Origin of the sequence: Marinobacter sp. (assembly GCF_041595835.1) — a bacterium.
GTDB lineage: Bacteria > Pseudomonadota > Gammaproteobacteria > Pseudomonadales > Oleiphilaceae > Marinobacter.
Map to the genome: position 1 here is coordinate 1 of NZ_JBFHJO010000053.1, position 16,201 is coordinate 16,201.

17 protein-coding genes are annotated in these 16,201 nt (G+C 52.5%); 5 read left to right on the forward strand and 12 right to left on the reverse strand.

Going from position 1 to position 16,201, the window contains the following annotated elements:
- A partial coding sequence (locus ABYA77_RS13060; protein ID WP_372966411.1) for a D-alanyl-D-alanine carboxypeptidase occupies positions 1-350 on the forward strand: 350 nt, incomplete at its 5' end.
- Between the two features lie 106 nt (positions 351-456).
- On the opposite strand, the gene ABYA77_RS13065 is transcribed toward ABYA77_RS13060, so the two are convergent.
- The 6 genes from ABYA77_RS13065 to ABYA77_RS13090 form a co-directional block, all read right to left on the reverse strand.
- The gene (locus tag ABYA77_RS13065; protein ID WP_372966412.1) at positions 457-708 is read right to left on the reverse strand and encodes a DUF2798 domain-containing protein; all 252 of its coding nucleotides are present in this window, start codon (positions 706-708) and stop codon (positions 457-459) included.
- Positions 709-903: 195 nt separating this feature from the next.
- Positions 904-1,674, reverse strand: a complete 771-nt coding sequence (locus ABYA77_RS13070) for an SDR family oxidoreductase (protein WP_372966413.1) — start codon at positions 1,672-1,674, stop codon at positions 904-906.
- A 15-nt stretch (positions 1,675-1,689) separates the two neighbouring features.
- Positions 1,690-2,379: a histidine phosphatase family protein gene (locus ABYA77_RS13075; RefSeq protein WP_372966414.1), complete on the reverse strand. Its 690-nt coding sequence runs from the start codon at positions 2,377-2,379 to the stop codon at positions 1,690-1,692.
- Positions 2,379-3,443: a phosphotransferase family protein gene (locus ABYA77_RS13080; RefSeq protein ID WP_372966415.1), complete on the reverse strand. Its 1,065-nt coding sequence runs from the start codon at positions 3,441-3,443 to the stop codon at positions 2,379-2,381. Before ABYA77_RS13080 ends, ABYA77_RS13075 begins: the two co-directional genes overlap by 1 nt.
- 38 nt (positions 3,444-3,481) lie before the next feature.
- Positions 3,482-4,303: an SDR family oxidoreductase gene (locus ABYA77_RS13085; RefSeq protein ID WP_372966416.1), complete on the reverse strand. Its 822-nt coding sequence runs from the start codon at positions 4,301-4,303 to the stop codon at positions 3,482-3,484.
- Positions 4,304-4,421: 118 nt separating this feature from the next.
- Positions 4,422-5,633 (reverse strand): acyl-CoA dehydrogenase family protein, encoded by a 1,212-nt coding sequence (locus tag ABYA77_RS13090; protein WP_372966417.1) that lies wholly within the window; start codon positions 5,631-5,633, stop codon positions 4,422-4,424.
- Between the two features lie 150 nt (positions 5,634-5,783).
- Between ABYA77_RS13090 and ABYA77_RS13095 the strand changes: the two genes are divergently transcribed.
- Positions 5,784-6,686 carry a LysR family transcriptional regulator gene (locus ABYA77_RS13095; protein ID WP_372966418.1) on the forward strand — a complete coding sequence of 301 codons (903 nt, stop codon included), beginning with the start codon at positions 5,784-5,786 and terminating at the stop codon, positions 6,684-6,686.
- Here ABYA77_RS13095 and ABYA77_RS13100 read toward each other — a convergent pair.
- Positions 6,680-7,036, reverse strand: a complete 357-nt coding sequence (locus tag ABYA77_RS13100; RefSeq protein WP_372966419.1) for a hypothetical protein — start codon at positions 7,034-7,036, stop codon at positions 6,680-6,682. The genes ABYA77_RS13095 and ABYA77_RS13100 overlap by 7 nt on opposite strands.
- Positions 7,037-7,231: 195 nt before the next feature.
- Here ABYA77_RS13100 and ABYA77_RS13105 point away from each other — a divergent pair, with 195 nt between their 5' ends.
- Both ABYA77_RS13105 and ABYA77_RS13110 read left to right on the forward strand, forming a co-directional pair.
- A complete protein-coding gene (locus ABYA77_RS13105; protein ID WP_372966420.1) occupies positions 7,232-8,386 on the forward strand; it encodes an isocitrate/isopropylmalate dehydrogenase family protein in 1,155 nt (384 codons plus the stop codon).
- Positions 8,387-8,429: 43 nt separating this feature from the next.
- A complete protein-coding gene (locus ABYA77_RS13110) occupies positions 8,430-9,689 on the forward strand; it encodes an aspartate aminotransferase family protein (protein ID WP_372966421.1) in 1,260 nt (419 codons plus the stop codon).
- A 77-nt stretch (positions 9,690-9,766) separates the two neighbouring features.
- Here the strand turns inward: ABYA77_RS13110 and ABYA77_RS13115 are convergent, their stop codons facing one another.
- Together ABYA77_RS13115 and ABYA77_RS13120 are read right to left on the reverse strand one after the other, a co-directional pair.
- A complete protein-coding gene (locus tag ABYA77_RS13115) occupies positions 9,767-10,336 on the reverse strand; it encodes a DUF1439 domain-containing protein (RefSeq protein WP_372966422.1) in 570 nt (189 codons plus the stop codon).
- A 69-nt stretch (positions 10,337-10,405) separates the two neighbouring features.
- Positions 10,406-11,632 (reverse strand): pyridoxal phosphate-dependent aminotransferase, encoded by a 1,227-nt coding sequence (locus ABYA77_RS13120; RefSeq protein WP_372966423.1) that lies wholly within the window; start codon positions 11,630-11,632, stop codon positions 10,406-10,408.
- Between the two features lie 156 nt (positions 11,633-11,788).
- Here ABYA77_RS13120 and ABYA77_RS13125 point away from each other — a divergent pair, with 156 nt between their 5' ends.
- The gene (locus tag ABYA77_RS13125; protein WP_372966424.1) at positions 11,789-12,766 is read left to right on the forward strand and encodes a D-2-hydroxyacid dehydrogenase; all 978 of its coding nucleotides are present in this window, start codon (positions 11,789-11,791) and stop codon (positions 12,764-12,766) included.
- Positions 12,767-12,890: 124 nt separating this feature from the next.
- Here ABYA77_RS13125 and ABYA77_RS13130 read toward each other — a convergent pair whose 3' ends face one another.
- From ABYA77_RS13130 to ABYA77_RS13140, 3 genes are all read right to left on the reverse strand, one after another.
- The gene (locus tag ABYA77_RS13130) at positions 12,891-13,556 is read right to left on the reverse strand and encodes a LuxR C-terminal-related transcriptional regulator (protein ID WP_372966425.1); all 666 of its coding nucleotides are present in this window, start codon (positions 13,554-13,556) and stop codon (positions 12,891-12,893) included.
- 42 nt (positions 13,557-13,598) lie between these two features.
- Positions 13,599-15,548, reverse strand: a complete 1,950-nt coding sequence (gene acs / locus ABYA77_RS13135) for an acetate--CoA ligase (RefSeq protein WP_372966426.1) — start codon at positions 15,546-15,548, stop codon at positions 13,599-13,601.
- Positions 15,549-15,883: 335 nt separating this feature from the next.
- Positions 15,884-16,201 (reverse strand): acyl-CoA reductase C-terminal domain-containing protein (locus ABYA77_RS13140; RefSeq protein ID WP_372966427.1); only part of this gene is annotated, 318 nt, incomplete at its 5' end.

A 16,201-nucleotide genomic window follows, 5' to 3' on the forward strand; every position in this document is an offset into this window, starting at 1 on the left:
GGCAGGGCGCCCAGATTCTCCAGCACGCCTGGAACAGCCCCTACGCTTCTGACCTGATGGCGTCTATGCCGATTATTGCGATGGACGGAACCATGGCACGGCGACTGAGAAATACCGGTATGGAAGGAGAAGGGCGGATTAAAACCGGATATCTGGAAGATGTTCGCTCTATTGCCGGTTTCACCCGGGATTCCAACAATACAACCTGGGCGGTCGTTGGCATAGTCAACAATGATCCGGCCTGGAATGGCGGGGCGGTGTTGGACAAAGTACTGCATTCACTGCACTTCAAACCACCTGTGGGGACGTCTCTGTCTCAGTCCTGGCCTGCACAGACGTCCGTTCAATAAAAGATCCGGGCATATTTATTGTCTGTCGATGCGATGACATCAATGGCATCCTTAACACGACAACAACCGGATGTGCGCTGAACACCCACTCTCAAGCCATACAGGCTTAGCTGTCCGAACCCGTAATTTTCTGGATTGTGACATCCGCTATTTTCCCTGCCAACGGTGCAATGAAGATCACCAGAGGAAAAGCCACCGCCCACGCCACGACAAATGCCCCGCCCCAGCGAGTAAAAAAACCATCGGCCAGGCCTGTATTAATCAACGTGATAATGCCGGACATCATCATCGACATGAAGCCTGACATATAGAACGAGAAGACAATGCGGCGTGCACGTGCAACATTGAATTTTGACATCAGGGATCCTTCAACGAGACGGTAAAAAAGCTGCACGTGAATGGCAGACCTCTAGGTAATAGCTCTCGAAACCTTCAGGCTGCAGCGGAAACAAACCAGTTTAATAAGCATGCAAAGTTTTTCCAGAGTTTTTTATGCAGATAAAAAAAGGCCGGACGATGCAGCACCCTCCGGCCAGTTTCTCGTCAGTGAGGATTAAATCGTCAGATAACCACCATCGGCATTAATACAGGCACCTGTGGTATAGCTGGACGCATTCGACACCAGATACAAAACGGTTCCGGCCATCTCGCTCGGATCGGCTACACGCTTCATAGGAATGTGGGCCATTGCCTGCTTCTTGATGGCATCGTTAGTGGTCAAAGCGCTGGCGAATTTGGTATCCGTCAACCCCGGCAATAGCGCGTTAACCCTTACGTTCTGAGCTCCAAGCTCCATCGCAAAGGATTTTGTCATGGAAATTACGGCAGCTTTGGTAACAGAGTAAATCCCCTGAAAATGCCCCGGGTTTACACCGTTCACAGAGGCCACGTTAACGATGGCACCACCACCGTTTTTCTTCATGATCTGAGCTCCGCGAGCGCACATAAAGAAGTAACCGCGAATGTTAACGTCGACCGTTTTCTGAAACGCACCCAGGTCAGTGTCTTCGACCGGGCCAAAGTAGGGGTTAGCCGCTGCATTGTTTACCAGAATATCAAGCTTTCCGTGAGTTTTGGCAATGTGCTCCCAGGTAGCTTCGATCTGATCCATCTCGCCAATATGACAAGCCAGCGCCTCGGCGCTGCCACCCCCATCACGAATACTACTGGCTACGGTTTCACAGTCATCAATTTTGCGGCTGCTGACAATTACGTGGGCGCCATTGTCGGCCAGTGTACGGGCAATGCTCTCACCGATACCACGACTGGCTCCTGTTACCAGAGCGACTTTGCCAGTCAGATCAAACAGGTTCACTTTGCTCATGCTTTTTCCTCAATCCTATCGAAATGTCACCAAGGAAGGGTTTTCCGCTTCCAGGTGGCTATAGTTATTAAAGACAGCCAGGCTACGCCGAGGGCCAGAATACAGAATTCTGGAAACGCTGGTGTTGGCAATGACATTGTTCATCTCCAACGCTTTTGAATCGGAAAGCTCCAGTAAATGCTGCGCAATTACCGCAATAGGGCCACCTGAGGTTGAGACAATGGCATCGGCACCACCGGCCCTGTCAATCAGTTGGCTCAACGCATGGACTACCCGCTGCCGAAAGCCCTGCCAAGACTCCGTATATTCGTGGTCATACTCACCGCTGACCCATCGGTCCATAGCTTTTTCAAACGTTTTCTGAAAAGCTGCCGCCGGTTTGGGAAAGCTTGCAAGCTCCCTGGCCATGGCTTGCTTGTCGACCCATTCCGGACGTAAGCGTTCAACCACTTGAACATGATCAAACTCGTTCAGGCCTTCAAGAGTCTGCACATCCGGTAATGCTGCACCGTACCCGGAGGCAACGGCTTCAACGGTCTCCCTGTGACGCTGTAAATTACCGGCAAAAACGGCACCAGGCTCGACTTTATCCGCCAGCCAGCGACCGAGAATTTTACCTTGCTCCCAACCTCTCTCAGACAGCTGATCATAGTTTTCTTTGCCAAAGCTGGCCTGGCCGTGACGCACCAGATAAATGGTGGCCATTACAAGCTACTCTCACTGATCAAACGCAAGCAGCGTTTTTCCAGATAGTTGGCTGCATGGCCAAAGGCAGCAAAGCGCTTATCTTTGGTTTGACCATGATAGAAACGGTAGTAAATCTGCTGAACGATCACCGCTAGCCGGAACAAGCCGTAAATTTCATAGAAATCGAAGTTATCCACTCGATAGCCGGATGTTTCCATGTAGTACTCCACCACTTCCTTGCGGGTCAGCATGCCCGGCTGGTGGGTAGGCTGGCGACGTAACATCTGGAAGGGGCCTTCATCGTCCGCCTCAATCCAGTAGGCCAGGGTGTTGCCTAAATCCATCAACGGATCACCAATGGTAGCCATTTCCCAATCCAGAACACCGATGACCTCAAACGGGTTGTCTGGATTCAGAACCACGTTATCAAAGCGGTAATCGTTATGGATGATCACTTGAGCGATGTCGTCTGGCATTTTTTCGTTCAGCCAGCTCATCACGGCCTCGAAGTCTCCCACATCTTCGGTACGTGATTTACGGAAACGATCACTCCAGCCGCCAATCTGACGTTGTACATAGCCGGCCCCCTTACCCAGAGCATCCAAACCAGCAGCTTTCGCATCAACAGTGTGCAGATCGACCAGCTTATCGATCACGCTCAAACACAGCTTGCGGGTTTCGGCCGCACTCAACTCAAGATCCTTGGGAAAATCCTGACGCAGAATGATGCCTTTAAGCCGTTCCATCACATAGAAGTCGCAACCCAACACACTGTGATCATCGCAGATGGCAATAATGTTCGGCACGTAAGGGTAAACCGGCTTCAGTGCCTGCATCACCCGTGCTTCCCTCAGCATGTCATGAGCAGACTTCGCAATCTTGCCAAATGGTGGGCGACGCAGCACGTATGACTGAGCGCCATAATCTACCTGATAGGTCAGGTTGGAAGCACCACCGGGATATTGTTTGATGGTGGGCTCCCCTTCCAGGCCGGGAATGGCTTGTTTCATAAACTGGTCAACACGCTGAACGTCCAGTTCTTCGCCTTCCCGAATATCTACGGCCTGATCAATCTGTGTCATTCATTCTCTCCTGTGATCCTGCGAGCATGGTTCACCAATCAGGCGTTGCTCTTGCTACCCATCTTGCTCATCCAACGTTTGGATTCCTGGTGCATCAACCAGTCAAACGCCCAGGGTGCATGGCGCTTAAGCATCCACATTCGACGTTCTTTAACGTGGGGCAGCACCCAGAATGTTTTGTTTTTTACGCTTCGGAAAATATCTTCTGCGACGTCTTCTGCAGTAATAGTGGAACGCTTCATTAATTTATTCACGTTCTGCTGAATACCCGGAATGTCAGAACGCATACCACTGGTCAAGTTAGTCTGGAAAAACGCGGGACATACGCAGCTAACATGAATACCCGAACTTCTCAGTTCCTGACTCAGGGTTTCTGACAGCGCAATAACTCCTGCCTTGGATACGTTGTAGCTGTTCATCAATGGCGCGAGCATCAGCCCCGCCATGGAAGCGATATTCACAAACGTGCCGGAGCCTTGTTCCTTGAAAAGCGGAGTGAAGGCTTTGCAACCACGGACAACGCCCAGTACGTTAATATCAAGGATCCATTCCCAGTCACCAATAGTGGTGTCTTCAATGGAGCCTGCGGAGGCAACGCCGGCGTTGTTGACGACAACGTCAACCCCACCCCATTTCTGAACCAGGTCATCACGGACTTTCTCGAAGTCGCTCAGACGGCGAACATCACACTCAACGAAATAGCCTTCACCGCCAGCGTTATTTAATTCCGCCTCAACGGCCATGCCCAGCTCCGGGTTAATGTCTCCGATGCAGACTTTCGCGCCTTCTTTGGCATACCGCAATGCAATCGCCCGGCCCAGACCGCTGGCCCCGCCGGTTATAAATACCCGTTGTGTCATCGTTGTTTCTCTTCGTTATGTTTTGGAGTTCCTGTTCTTTTTTGCCCCTGAGTCAGAGTTGGTACCGGCGCCCACCTCCGCACTCAGAGGCTAGAGGAGTATGACTCCCTCGCCCGACTCAGGACTTGTATTTCCGAAGCTCCAACCGAGCCACCATCGCACGGTGAACTTCATCCGGGCCATCGGCCAATCTCAGAACCCGAGCGTAGCCGAACAACGCCGTCAGCGGGAAATCATCATCGCTGACACCGGCCCCACCATGCATCTGTATCGCATCATCCACAATTCGTTGCAGCATCAAAGGCACCACTGCCTTGATCATGGAAACCTCCTGCAATGCACCTGAAATACCCTTGGTATCTAACGCCCACGCACATTTCAGGGTCAGCAACCGTGCTTGTTCGATGTTCATACGCGCATTGGCGATGACATCCGGATTAGCTCCCAGCTTAGCCAGCGGGCGCCCAAAAGCCTCACGAGTCAGAGAACGCTTGATCATCAGCTCAAGTGCGCGCTCAGCCGCACCGATAGCCCGCATACAGTGGTGTACCCGGCCAGGCCCTAAGCGACCCTGGGCGATCTCGAAACCACGGCCGGGACCGGCGATGATGGCACTCTTTGGTAAACGTACGTTTTCAAACAGTACCTGACCATGGCCGTACGGCTCGTCATATGCACCGAACACCGGTAGCATGCGTTCAATGGTAATACCCGGGGCATCCAGCGGTACCAATACCATGGAGTGACGACGGTGTTTCTGGGCATCCGGGTCCGTCACGCCCATGAAGATACCAACCTTACAATCCGGATGACCAATACCGGTGCTCCACCATTTCCGGCCATTCAGAATGACATCATCTCCGTCGACAACGGCAGTGGCTTCCATATTGGTGGCATCTGACGAAGCAACAGCAGGTTCGGTCATGCAGAAGGCGGAGCGGATTTCGCCACTCATCAGCTTGGGCAGCCATTCGGCTTTCTGCTCTTCTGAACCATAGTGGATCAACACTTCCATATTGCCAGTGTCTGGCGCATTGCAATTGAAGATTTCGGGAGCGATAAAGCTGCGGCCAGTTTCTTCGGCAATAAGGGCGTAGTCAGAGTTCAGAAGACCACAGCCATGCTTTTCATCCGGAAAGAACATATTCCACAAGCCTTGAGCTTTTGCTTTTTCTTTCAGCTCTTTGATAATCGGCAAAACTACCCACCGATTGTCCAAAGACGCCAGCTCTTTGTGGTATTGCTCTTCAATGGGGTAGATTTCTTCACGCATGAATGTTTTCACACGATTGAGGTAATCCTGGCCTTTCTCTGAAATATTAAAATCCATGGTGCAGCTCCTCGCGCTTACCGGCCCCACGTTAAGGGGCGCACTTTCGATTAGATGCCAAAGAGTCTAGGAGCCAGAGCGCTATTACGCGACTGAATTGTTCTTATCATTTATCATTAGTCTTACTAATACAGATCACGGATATCCATCATGGCATTGAATCGACTCGACCTTAACTTGCTGCACGTATTTGACACAATTTATCGGGAGAGCAGTTTGACTCGGGCAGCCAAGGCACTGCACCTGACACAGCCCGCAGTCAGTCACTCTCTCGCCCGGTTAAGGGAGCACTTTGATGACCCGCTGTTTACCCGCCAGGGTAATCAGATGGTGCCCACGCCACTGGCTCGGCGATTCCTGGAATCCATGCGCCCCGGCCTGCACCAGGTTCAAAGTGCGGTGAATCAGTTCCATGCTTTTGACCCCGCCAGCCAGCGCAAGACTTACGTTCTTGGGCTTCGGGATGTGCTGGAGTCCACATTTCTGCCTCAGCTAATGAATAAGCTGGGGCCTTATCCTGAAATGGAAATCGCCAGCCAGCGCGTAGCAAGGCGAGAAATGGAAACTCAGTTAGCGGCAGGCAAGCTGGATTTTGCGATTGATGTACTACTTCCCGTCAGCAACCAAACCAGCCATGAACGACTCCAGCAAGACAGAATGGTTGTTCTGGCGCGCAAGAACCACCCGGTAATAAAGAAAGGGCTGGACATGCCAGCCTACCTGGCCGAAAAGCATGTACTGGTGTCGTCTCGCACGGAGGGGCCAGGCCTGGAGGACTTTGCTTTGTCTCGCCATGGCGTACAGCGCAACATTCGGCTGCGCTGCCAGCATTATTATGCTGCCTGCAGAGTGGTAGAAAGTTCAGACCTGTTACTGACCATGCCAGAGACCTATGCCAGAATCATTGCCGAACGTGCAGACATAGAGGTGATGGCTCCGCCAGACGAGATGCCATCCGTCGATATCCACCTATACTGGCATAAAGCCTATGAAAGAGAACCTGCGTTGGTTTGGTTCCGGGGATTACTACGCGACCTGCCCAAAAATCAGTAGGCTCCGACTAACATCAGAAATGCCAGAAAACTGGCGCCGGTCAGTCCGAGTGACAGCACGACAATCCCGAACCCCCACCAAACAGCAGCACCATCAGAGATACTGACGTCGTGGCCCCGAAGGGTTCGGTAGAACGCCCATGGCCCAAGCACAAAAGCACCCACCACGGCAAACAGCAGGCCAATGGCAATGCCAGCAAATGTCCAGATTGCCAGCACCGTCGCCCGGTCTGAGACCTGATCCTTCACTCCATGGTGCTCAAGAAATTTCTTACAAAAGAACCAAATCAAAGCAAACAAAGCCGCCACAAAAACCAGGGCGCCAATCAACGTCACTATTCGGTAGAGCACTTGGGTAATCCTGTTATCGGTAGTTCCATCGGAGTCGTAACTCAGCGAATTTAATAACCACTATAGCCAGCATCTACAGCCAGATACAACAGGGACTTACGCCTGTTTGGCTTATGAACTGGCAACTACCCCGCTGGGGGCTACACTGGGGTTGTTACGTCTGATCATCACTCACCGCATCCAGGAGGTTCGGGAATGGCCCAAACCACCCGCATTGCAGTCACTCCCGGCGATGGCATTGGTCCGGAAGTTGTTTCGGAAGCCATCCGTTGTTTGGAAATTCTGCGCGCAAAACACTCATTGGCACTGGAATGGAAACGCCTTCCCTGGCCTTCCCATGCCTGGCACGAGGAACATGGTGAAAGCTGGCCTGCCGACGCTCTGACACAGCTCAAACAGTACAACGCTATTCTGCTGGGGGCACTCGGAGACCCTGGCCCACTCCGCGACACTCAAAGGTACCTGTTACCAGACAGCGTCTCACTGGCACCGCTACTGGACATGCGCAAAGGATTTGACCAGTGGGTCTGTGAGCGCCCTGCCCGATTACTGCCAGGTGCACACCAGTACCTGAAAGATGACCGGGCGAAAGACATCGACATGCTGGTCATCCGGGAGAACAGTGAAGGCGAGTATGTCAGCCAGGGAGGCCGGCTACGCCAAGGCACGCCTGATGAAGTGGCCACTCAGCTGGAAGTCTTCACCCACCGCGCCACCGAGCGCATTATACGGTACGGTTTTGAGCAGGCCCGAAAGCGCGCCGAGGAGCGGGTACGGCAAGGCCTCACCAGAACCTTTGCAACTCTGGATGGCCGTGCCTGCGAAAGTCAGGTTTGCCTTATCACCAAACGCAATGCCCTGCGTCACTGGGGGGATCTATACACAGAAGTCTTTGATGAGCTCAGCAAAGAATATCCTGACGTCGCCACTCACCACGAACTGATCGATGCCGCCTGCATGAAGTTTGTCCAGTGCCCCTGGGCCTTTGACGTGGTGGTCGCCAGCAATTTGCAAGGAGACATCCTGACCGACCTCGCGGCAGTGCTCTCCGGCGGCATGGGTGTAGCCCCGTCCTGCAACCTGAACCCCACTGACCCCAGCATGCCCTCAATGTTCGAGCCTACCCACGGCAGCGCACCGGATATTGCGGGTAAAGGTATTGCCGACCCTACCGCTATGTTATTTACCACCGCCCGCATGCTGGAATGGCTGGGCAGGCGAGACCCAACGCTTAGCGTTGCAGGAAAAGAACTGTTTGATGCCGTTGCCTCAGACCTTGCCGAGCAAGGTCACGAAAAACGCAGTACCAGGGAAATTGGAGACGCCATTTGTAAACGGCTAAACCCCTGACTAGGCTGCTAGAGAGTTCTAAATTCATTCCGGGAGGTAATCGATGACCGACCATAAAGGCAAACTGTCCCCTTTGCTCAAGCAGGCCACGGGCATCACTGCAGCCAAGGGCGAAGGCGCGTATATTATTGATCCAGCAGGCCGCCGGTTCCTGGACTTCACCTCCGGAATCGGAGTTACCAGTACGGGCCATTGCCACCCAAAGGTTGTTGAGGCAGCCCAGAAGCAGGTTGCCACGATGGTGCATGCCCAGGCCACCACCGTGATGAACCCCCGCCTGCCAGAATTGGCAGAAAAGCTCGGGGAGCTGACACCCGCTTCGCTCAATTCCTTTTTCTTCTCCAATGCTGGCACCGAAGCTGTTGAAGGTGCCATCCGTCTGGTACGCCAGGTGACAGGCCGCCCGAATATCATTGTTTTCCATGGAGGATTCCATGGTCGCACTATGGGCTCCTTGTCCTTAACCACCTCCAGCGTGGGTCTGCGCGCTGGTGTCGGCCCGATGATGGCCGGGGTCGTGGTAGCCCCTTTCCCCCATGCTTTCCATTACGGATGGAGCCTTGATGAAGCTACCGACTTCTGCCTGAAAGAACTGGATCGGATCTTCGTTACCTACTCTGCCCCCGGAGAAACGGCCGCAATGCTGGTCGAACCCGTTCAGGGTGAAGGCGGTTATGTGCCAGCCAACACCCGCTTCATGCAAGGGCTTCGGGAGCGCTGTGACAAACATGGCATCATGCTGGTGTTTGACGAAGTTCAGGCAGGCTTTGGCCGAAGCGGAAAGTTCTGGGCCCATGACCATTTCGGCGTGACGCCAGACGCAATTCTGATCGCCAAAGGACTGGCCAGCGGCTTTCCCATCTCTGCACTGGCTGCATCAGAGGAAACCATGGCCAAAGGCTGGCCTGGATCGCAAGGCGGTACCTACGGCGGCAACGCTGTCTCAGCCGCTGCGGCCATTGCCACCATTGACGTCATCAGGGAGGAAGGGTTGGTTGGGAACGCCGAGCGTATGGGCAAACGTCTTCGGGGCAACCTTGAAGACCTGAAGAAAGGTTGCCCGGACATGGCGGACATTCGGGGAATGGGGTTGATGCTGGGTGTGGAAATGCGCCGCGATGGAACCCCTGACGGCGAACGGGCAGGCAATATTCTTAAAGAATGCGAGAAACGAGGTTTATTAATGTTGCGTTGCGGCCCGTATCAGGAAATTGTGCGCTGGTTACCACCACTCATCGTCAATGAGCAGCAGATTGACGAGGCCACCAGCATCTTCGGGGAGGCTCTCAAAGCCACCGCCTGACCTCATCTCACCCCATAAAGTAAAAAGGGCCGGATAAACATAATCATCCGGCCCTTTTATTTTCTGGGTTACAGGCATTACTCCGCCATTACAAACTCAAGGCGACCGGGCGCAACCCGGATATCCATAGGCACGACACCAAACAAGCGCTGGGCAGGATCAGTTTCATCCAGACGATAAACGGGCATGGTTTCCAGCATCTGCGCCACTACCCGCATGACAGTATCGGTCACCGGAGCCAGGTCACCTTTGAAGAATGGCGAATCAACAGAGCTTTCCAGCAGTTGCAGGCGACGAATATAAACGGCTTTTTCCTGACTATCGTATACCGGCGCGCCTTCCACTTTCAGCGCGAGATCTACCGGTAGCTTGGCCAGAAGCGCATTCAGGGCAACCTGCCCTTTCAGATCAATCACCGCCACATCACGACCATCCGGGCCTAGGGTAATATCTGCCCCCGTCAAACTAAGGCTAAGCGGTGAACCGCTTTGCAGTTGATCACGATCGTATTTTGCAACGGCGTCCTTAAGATGCTGCTCAACCTCACCTTCAGATATGGAGTACGGCGACAAGCTCGCACAACCACTTGCCAGCACAACAGTAAACAGCGTTAACGCACGCAGAGCAGGTTTAATCATATTGATCATTCATCAGTCTCCTCAGAAGTGCCACTATAGTGCGGCATCTCCCAAGGGCTGACAACTTAAAGTACCGTATCAAAACGCCTGTTTGTCCATCCAGGGGATGATTCGGTCGAAGGCTTCATCCATGCGTTCACAGGTGAGAGAAAAACTGAACCTGAGCGCGTTGGTGCAACTTTCACCAAATGCATCGCCCGGTACAACACAGACACCGGTTTCTTTCAATAACCGGAGTGCCACATCCGAGCCGTCCACATGAGGTGGTAAATTCGGGAAGGTATAAAAAGCTCCCCCCGGCTTATAGCCCGTGAGATGTGGCGTACGCTCAACCAATTTCACTATTTTGTCCCGACGCTCACGGTAAATGTTTGTCATATCCCGCACGCACTGCTGATCTCCCGTCAAGGCCGCCACTCCCGCATACTGAGCAGGCGTATTAGCCACTGAAGTAGTGAACATGTGGTAGCGCCGCAGCGATTTGATGGCCGCCTGACTGGAGATTACCCAACCTACACGCAAGCCAGCCATGCTATAGGTTTTCGAAAAACTACTGATACACATGACGTTATCAAGATCCACAGCGCAGCTGAGGACACTGGCAAAATCGTCATCATCAAACAGCATGTGGTCGTATACTTCATCGGCGTACACCTGGATACCCCGATAAGCACACTCTTCGAGAATCGTAGCCACCGTACTTCTGGGGTAAACAGCACCGGTGGGGTTATTAGGGTTATTCAATACCAGAGCAAAAGTACGAGACCCCATGGCTCGAATGACATCATCCGGATCAAGCTGATGGTTATTCTCGGCATAGGTCGGAATATATTTCACCTCACCGCCGGTCATCCGAATCAAAGGCGCATACAAAAGAAAAGAGGGGTCGGTTACAAGAAACTGTCTACCCGGCGCTGACATTGATGAGATTGCCAGATACATGGCCTCTGTCGCGCCACTGGTGACGAGTATGTTGTCTCGGGTCAGTTTACGGTTATACCGTTTACCATAGTAATCACGCAGCGCAACCAGCAGTTCTGGCAGACCGGCATCCATCGTATAGCCTGTCTGCCCCGCATTCAGGGCTTCTACATAGGCTTCAATAATATGCGGAGGCGTAGGCAGGTCCGGCTGCCCTATTGACAGATGGATCACGTCCTTCATGGTCGAGGCCATATTCACGAGCCGACGAATACCCGACACAGGTATCGCCTGCATAGCCGGGTTCCAGCTTGCTTTCGCCTTTCTGTACTTCATGTTACGCGACGTCGCCTGACCTACGTTTTTATTCACAGGACCTGACATGTCCACCTCCTTATACGGCGGGAAATAAAGGCTTACATGGAGCGTAGTCACGAACGATGGGGGGTACAAGAAAACGACCGAATTTGACCATAGCCTGGGCGGATACCAGACTGTGTATGCAGATGCTTATGCCCGATAACACCTTCCGGAGTTGAAATGACAGATTCGCACAAACCGGTTGTAACCGTACTTACTGCCCCCAACGAGCCTGCCCCTCCGGGGATAGATACACTCATGGACCAGGCTGAAGTCCGGTTTGCCTATGACGAACAAACATTACGACACACTTTGCCTGGCACCGACGCCATGATGGTGACAGACTTCCGCACCGACGCTCTCGAAGCCGCCTGGCCTGCCGCTGATCGACTTAAGTGGATTCATGCCACCAGTGCCGGGGTAGATGCCTTAATGTTTCAGGCACTTATCGACAGCGATGTAATCGTTACTAATGCCCGTGGAATTTTCGACCGGACCATTGCCGAATACGTATTGTGCAGCATCCTGATGTTCGCCAAGGACTTCCCAGAGTCTCTGCGATTACAGACAAAGCATCAATGGAAGCATCGGGACACGGAGCGCATTGAAGGTAAACGCGTACTTGTGGTTGGCGCAGGATCTATTGGCAGACAGATTGGCAAGCTCGTCAAAGCCATTGGTATGCACCCGCACGGAATTGCCAGATCGGCCAGAGAATCCGATCCGGATTTTGATGCAGTACATGGCAATGAGGTGCTGTATGACCAACTGAAAGACGCTGACTTTGTAGTCATTGCAGCACCCCTGACACCTCAGACCGAGGGGCTGTTTAACAGCAGGGCCTTTGCTGCGATGAAGAAAACAGCACGACTGATAAACATCGGTCGCGGACCGATTGTGAATACTGAGGCTTTGATCAAAGCACTAGATAACGGGGAAATTGCCGGTGCTGCACTGGATGTTTTCGAGGAGGAGCCACTGCCTGAGGATCATCCGCTCTGGACGCGAGACAATGTGATTATGACACCGCACATGGCTGGTGACTTCATTGGCTGGCATCGGGCACTTACTGAGCAGTTTCTGAAGAATTTTGAACTGTGGTCTCAAGGCAGGGAGCTGTTCAACGTCGTTAACAAGAAGCTGGGATACGCTGGCTGACCCTGGCCAGCTCTCCTGCAATCGCCTGCAAATCCCTGGTGCCATGCGATGGCCCAATTTCATCATAAAAAACGGGAGCCAAAGGGCTCCCGTTTTAAATACAAACATCGGATGGCGTACGCGATCAGCCTCCGGACAATGACTGCTCCGAAGGATCTAACTCCATTTGCTGAATCGCAATAACCGCCTGAGTCCGGTTCCGGACCCCAAGCTTACGGAATACCGCCGTGATATGTGCCTTGATAGTGGCTTCCGAAACATCCAGATCATAAGCAATCTGTTTGTTGAGAAGCCCTTCAGCCAACATACCCAACACCCGGAATTGCTGTGGCGTCAAAGAAGCCAGGCGTTCCGAAAAATCGGTTGGTTCCGACTGCATTCGTTCGATCTTGTCAGCAACCCCCTCCGGCAACCACACATCCCCTTCCAGAACCGCTTGAATACCTTCGGTTATAGTGGGCAATGGCGCACTTTTGGGAATAAAGCCAGAAGCACCGTAATCCACGGAGCGGCGCATAACCTGCAAATCTTCTGATCCTGACACAACAACCACAGGCAAACCGGGATATTGGCCGCGCATAAACACCAACCCCGAATAACCATGAGCACCCGGCATATTCAAATCCAACAGGATAAGATCAGCATCCGGGTTTGCTTCTACCGCCGCCTGTAATGCCTTAATGCTGTCCACTTCAACTGTGTTGACATCAGGCACCGCTTGATTGACCGCTTGTTTCAATGCTGCCCGAAACAACGGGTGGTCATCAGCGACGATAATTGTTTGTGTCATTCCACACTTTCCTCACAGGTTATTGACTGGCAACCGCCGACATTACTTGAACGCCCGACTGCCAATCAGCTCATCCACAACGCTTGGATCGGCCAACGTGGAGGTATCTCCCAGTTGATCGTGCTCATTAGCTGCAATCTTACGCAAAATTCTACGCATAATCTTGCCAGATCTTGTTTTCGGCAAGTCCGGTGCCCACTGAATCACATCTGGCGATGCAATCGGGCCGATTTCTTTACGTACCCACTGCACCAGTTCTTTCTTCAGCTCGTCAGATGGCTCTTCTCCCTGCATCAGCGTGACATAGACATAAATGCCCTGCCCTTTGATTTCATGGGGATAACCAACAACAGCCGCTTCGGCAACTTTATCATGAGCGACCAGTGCACTTTCAACTTCCGCCGTACCCAGGCGGTGGCCGGATACATTCAGTACGTCATCCACACGTCCGGTAATCCAGTAATAACCATCCTCGTCACGACGAGCACCGTCACCGGTAAAGTACATGCCTTTGTATGTACTGAAGTAAGTCTGAACGAAGCGCTCGTGATCACCATAAATGGTACGCATCTGGCCCGGCCAGCTATCCAGAATAACCAGGTTGCCTTCAGCTGCACCTTCCAGAATATTGCCTTCATTGTCGACAATAGCCGGCTGAACACCGAAGAATGGGCGAGTTGCCGAGCCTGGTTTTAGATCAGTTGCTCCAGGCAGAGGAGCAATCAGAATACCGCCGGTCTCGGTTTGCCACCAGGTATCCACAATCGGGCACTTCCCGTTACCAATGACACGATGGTACCACTCCCAGGCCTCCGGATTGATCGGTTCACCTACAGAACCCAGCACCTTCAGGCTGTCACGGGTAGTGCCATCCATGCAGGACTCACCCTCCGCCATAAGAGCACGGATCGCAGTCGGGGCCGTATAAAGGATATTGACTTTATGCTTATCAACAACCTGCCCCATACGCGAACTGTCGGGATAGTTAGGCACGCCTTCAAACAGCAACGTTGTAGCGCCGTTCGCCAAAGGGCCGTACAAAATGTAACTATGGCCAGTCACCCACCCAAAGTCAGCAGTACACCAGTAAACATCACCATCATGATAATCAAACACGTACTGATGCGTCATGGAGGCATACACCATATACCCTCCGGTGGTATGCAAAACTCCCTTTGGCGCCCCCGTAGAACCAGAGGTGTATAGCATGAAGAGCGGATCTTCCGCATTCATCGGCTCGGGAGCGCACTCAGTAGACGCCCCCTGCATCAGATCTTCATAACGCAGATCGCGGCCTTCAGTCCAAGGTACCTGATCGTTGCCTGTGCGGGTAACCACGATCACGCGCTCAACCTGGGCATTACTTTCATGTCTCAGGGCTGCATCCACATTTTTCTTCAGCGGAATGGCACGCCCGCCACGCAGCCCCTCGTCAGCGGTGATCACGAAACGGGATTTACCATTTACAATACGAGCAGCCACCGCTTCCGGAGAAAAACCACCGAAAACAACAGAATGAATAGCTCCAACCCGAGCACAAGCCAGCATGGCGACAGCTGTTTCTACAATCATTGGCATGTAGATAGTGACAACATCACCTTTCTTCACGCCCTGATCTTTCAAAACGTTAGCAAATTTACAAACTTCTCCATGCAACTCACGATAAGTTATATTGCGGGAGTCGGAAGGATCATCTCCTTCGAAAATGATAGCGGTCTGATCGCCACGTTCAGCAAGATGGCGATCCAGGCAGTTTGCCGAAGCGTTCAAAACACCATCTTCGAACCACTTAATGAACAGATTGTTGTAATCGTAGGAACTGTTTTTCACCTTCGTATAAGGTTTGATCCAGTCAAGACGCTTGCCATGTTCGCCCCAGAAAACATCAGGCTCATCTACTGACTGGCGATACATTGCGTCGTACTGCTCTCCGGTAATCAGTGCTCTTGCAGCCACTTCCGGACTTACCGGATATACATGCTTATCTGTCATTGCTCTCCCCTTTGATCAGAGTCTTTTGTCGTTATCGGTTATCAATTCAGGGTGGGTGGCGCGGCGAACCGCATCCAGGTTGAGACGGATATCTTTAGTTCAACACGTGTATCACTGAACAATGAATTAGACGAACGTCCAAAGCTGCGCTTGAACAACCTGAAAGTCACACTAAAAATGCCAAGGGCTCCCCCTCAGCAACGGGAACAACTCAAAAGTTTATCTGCCCGTGGCTTAGGAAAAGCATAGTTCGTCAGAAAGGAATAGCAAAAGGACAAATGCAAAACTGGCAGCCCCAGGACGTAAGTACCCGGACCTGCCAGATAACAGGTGTGTCAGGCAGCTTTCTTACGCTGCCGCGCTGACTTAAGGCGGGATGTTCCCGGGGCTTTAAGAGCGTACCGATTAAGGCCCGCCAAATGAATTTTCCTGAGATAGACCTCCCAATCAATGGCCCGGGCATCAACCGGAAACAAACCCTTATCAACCTCCCCCGAACGGTTAGCCAGCGCAAGTAGCTCATCATTCCTGAAAATATAGTCTGGCGCCGTGTAAAATCCGAATATCGCAGCCAATGATTGCGTTGTATCCAGATTTCTCAACCACTTAAGATCACCACCAGCCCCCAGCGACTTCAGTACACGGCCAGTAAC

Bases quoted from the DNA above. Each gene is read 5' to 3' on its own strand.
- ABYA77_RS13065 (WP_372966412.1), bottom strand. From the start codon at position 708: ATGTCAAAATTCAATGTTGCACGTGCACGCCGCATTGTCTTCTCGTTC.
- ABYA77_RS13070 (WP_372966413.1), bottom strand. From the start codon at position 1,674: ATGAGCAAAGTGAACCTGTTTGATCTGACTGGCAAAGTCGCTCTGGTA.
- ABYA77_RS13075 (WP_372966414.1), bottom strand. From the start codon at position 2,379: ATGGCCACCATTTATCTGGTGCGTCACGGCCAGGCCAGCTTTGGCAAA.
- ABYA77_RS13080 (WP_372966415.1), bottom strand. From the start codon at position 3,443: ATGACACAGATTGATCAGGCCGTAGATATTCGGGAAGGCGAAGAACTG.
- ABYA77_RS13085 (WP_372966416.1), bottom strand. From the start codon at position 4,303: ATGACACAACGGGTATTTATAACCGGCGGGGCCAGCGGTCTGGGCCGG.
- ABYA77_RS13090 (WP_372966417.1), bottom strand. From the start codon at position 5,633: ATGGATTTTAATATTTCAGAGAAAGGCCAGGATTACCTCAATCGTGTG.
- ABYA77_RS13095 (WP_372966418.1), top strand. From the start codon at position 5,784: ATGGCATTGAATCGACTCGACCTTAACTTGCTGCACGTATTTGACACA.
- ABYA77_RS13105 (WP_372966420.1), top strand. From the start codon at position 7,232: ATGGCCCAAACCACCCGCATTGCAGTCACTCCCGGCGATGGCATTGGT.
- ABYA77_RS13110 (WP_372966421.1), top strand. From the start codon at position 8,430: ATGACCGACCATAAAGGCAAACTGTCCCCTTTGCTCAAGCAGGCCACG.
- ABYA77_RS13115 (WP_372966422.1), bottom strand. From the start codon at position 10,336: ATGATCAATATGATTAAACCTGCTCTGCGTGCGTTAACGCTGTTTACT.
- ABYA77_RS13120 (WP_372966423.1), bottom strand. From the start codon at position 11,632: ATGTCAGGTCCTGTGAATAAAAACGTAGGTCAGGCGACGTCGCGTAAC.
- ABYA77_RS13125 (WP_372966424.1), top strand. From the start codon at position 11,789: ATGACAGATTCGCACAAACCGGTTGTAACCGTACTTACTGCCCCCAAC.
- ABYA77_RS13130 (WP_372966425.1), bottom strand. From the start codon at position 13,556: ATGACACAAACAATTATCGTCGCTGATGACCACCCGTTGTTTCGGGCA.
- acs (WP_372966426.1), bottom strand. From the start codon at position 15,548: ATGACAGATAAGCATGTATATCCGGTAAGTCCGGAAGTGGCTGCAAGA.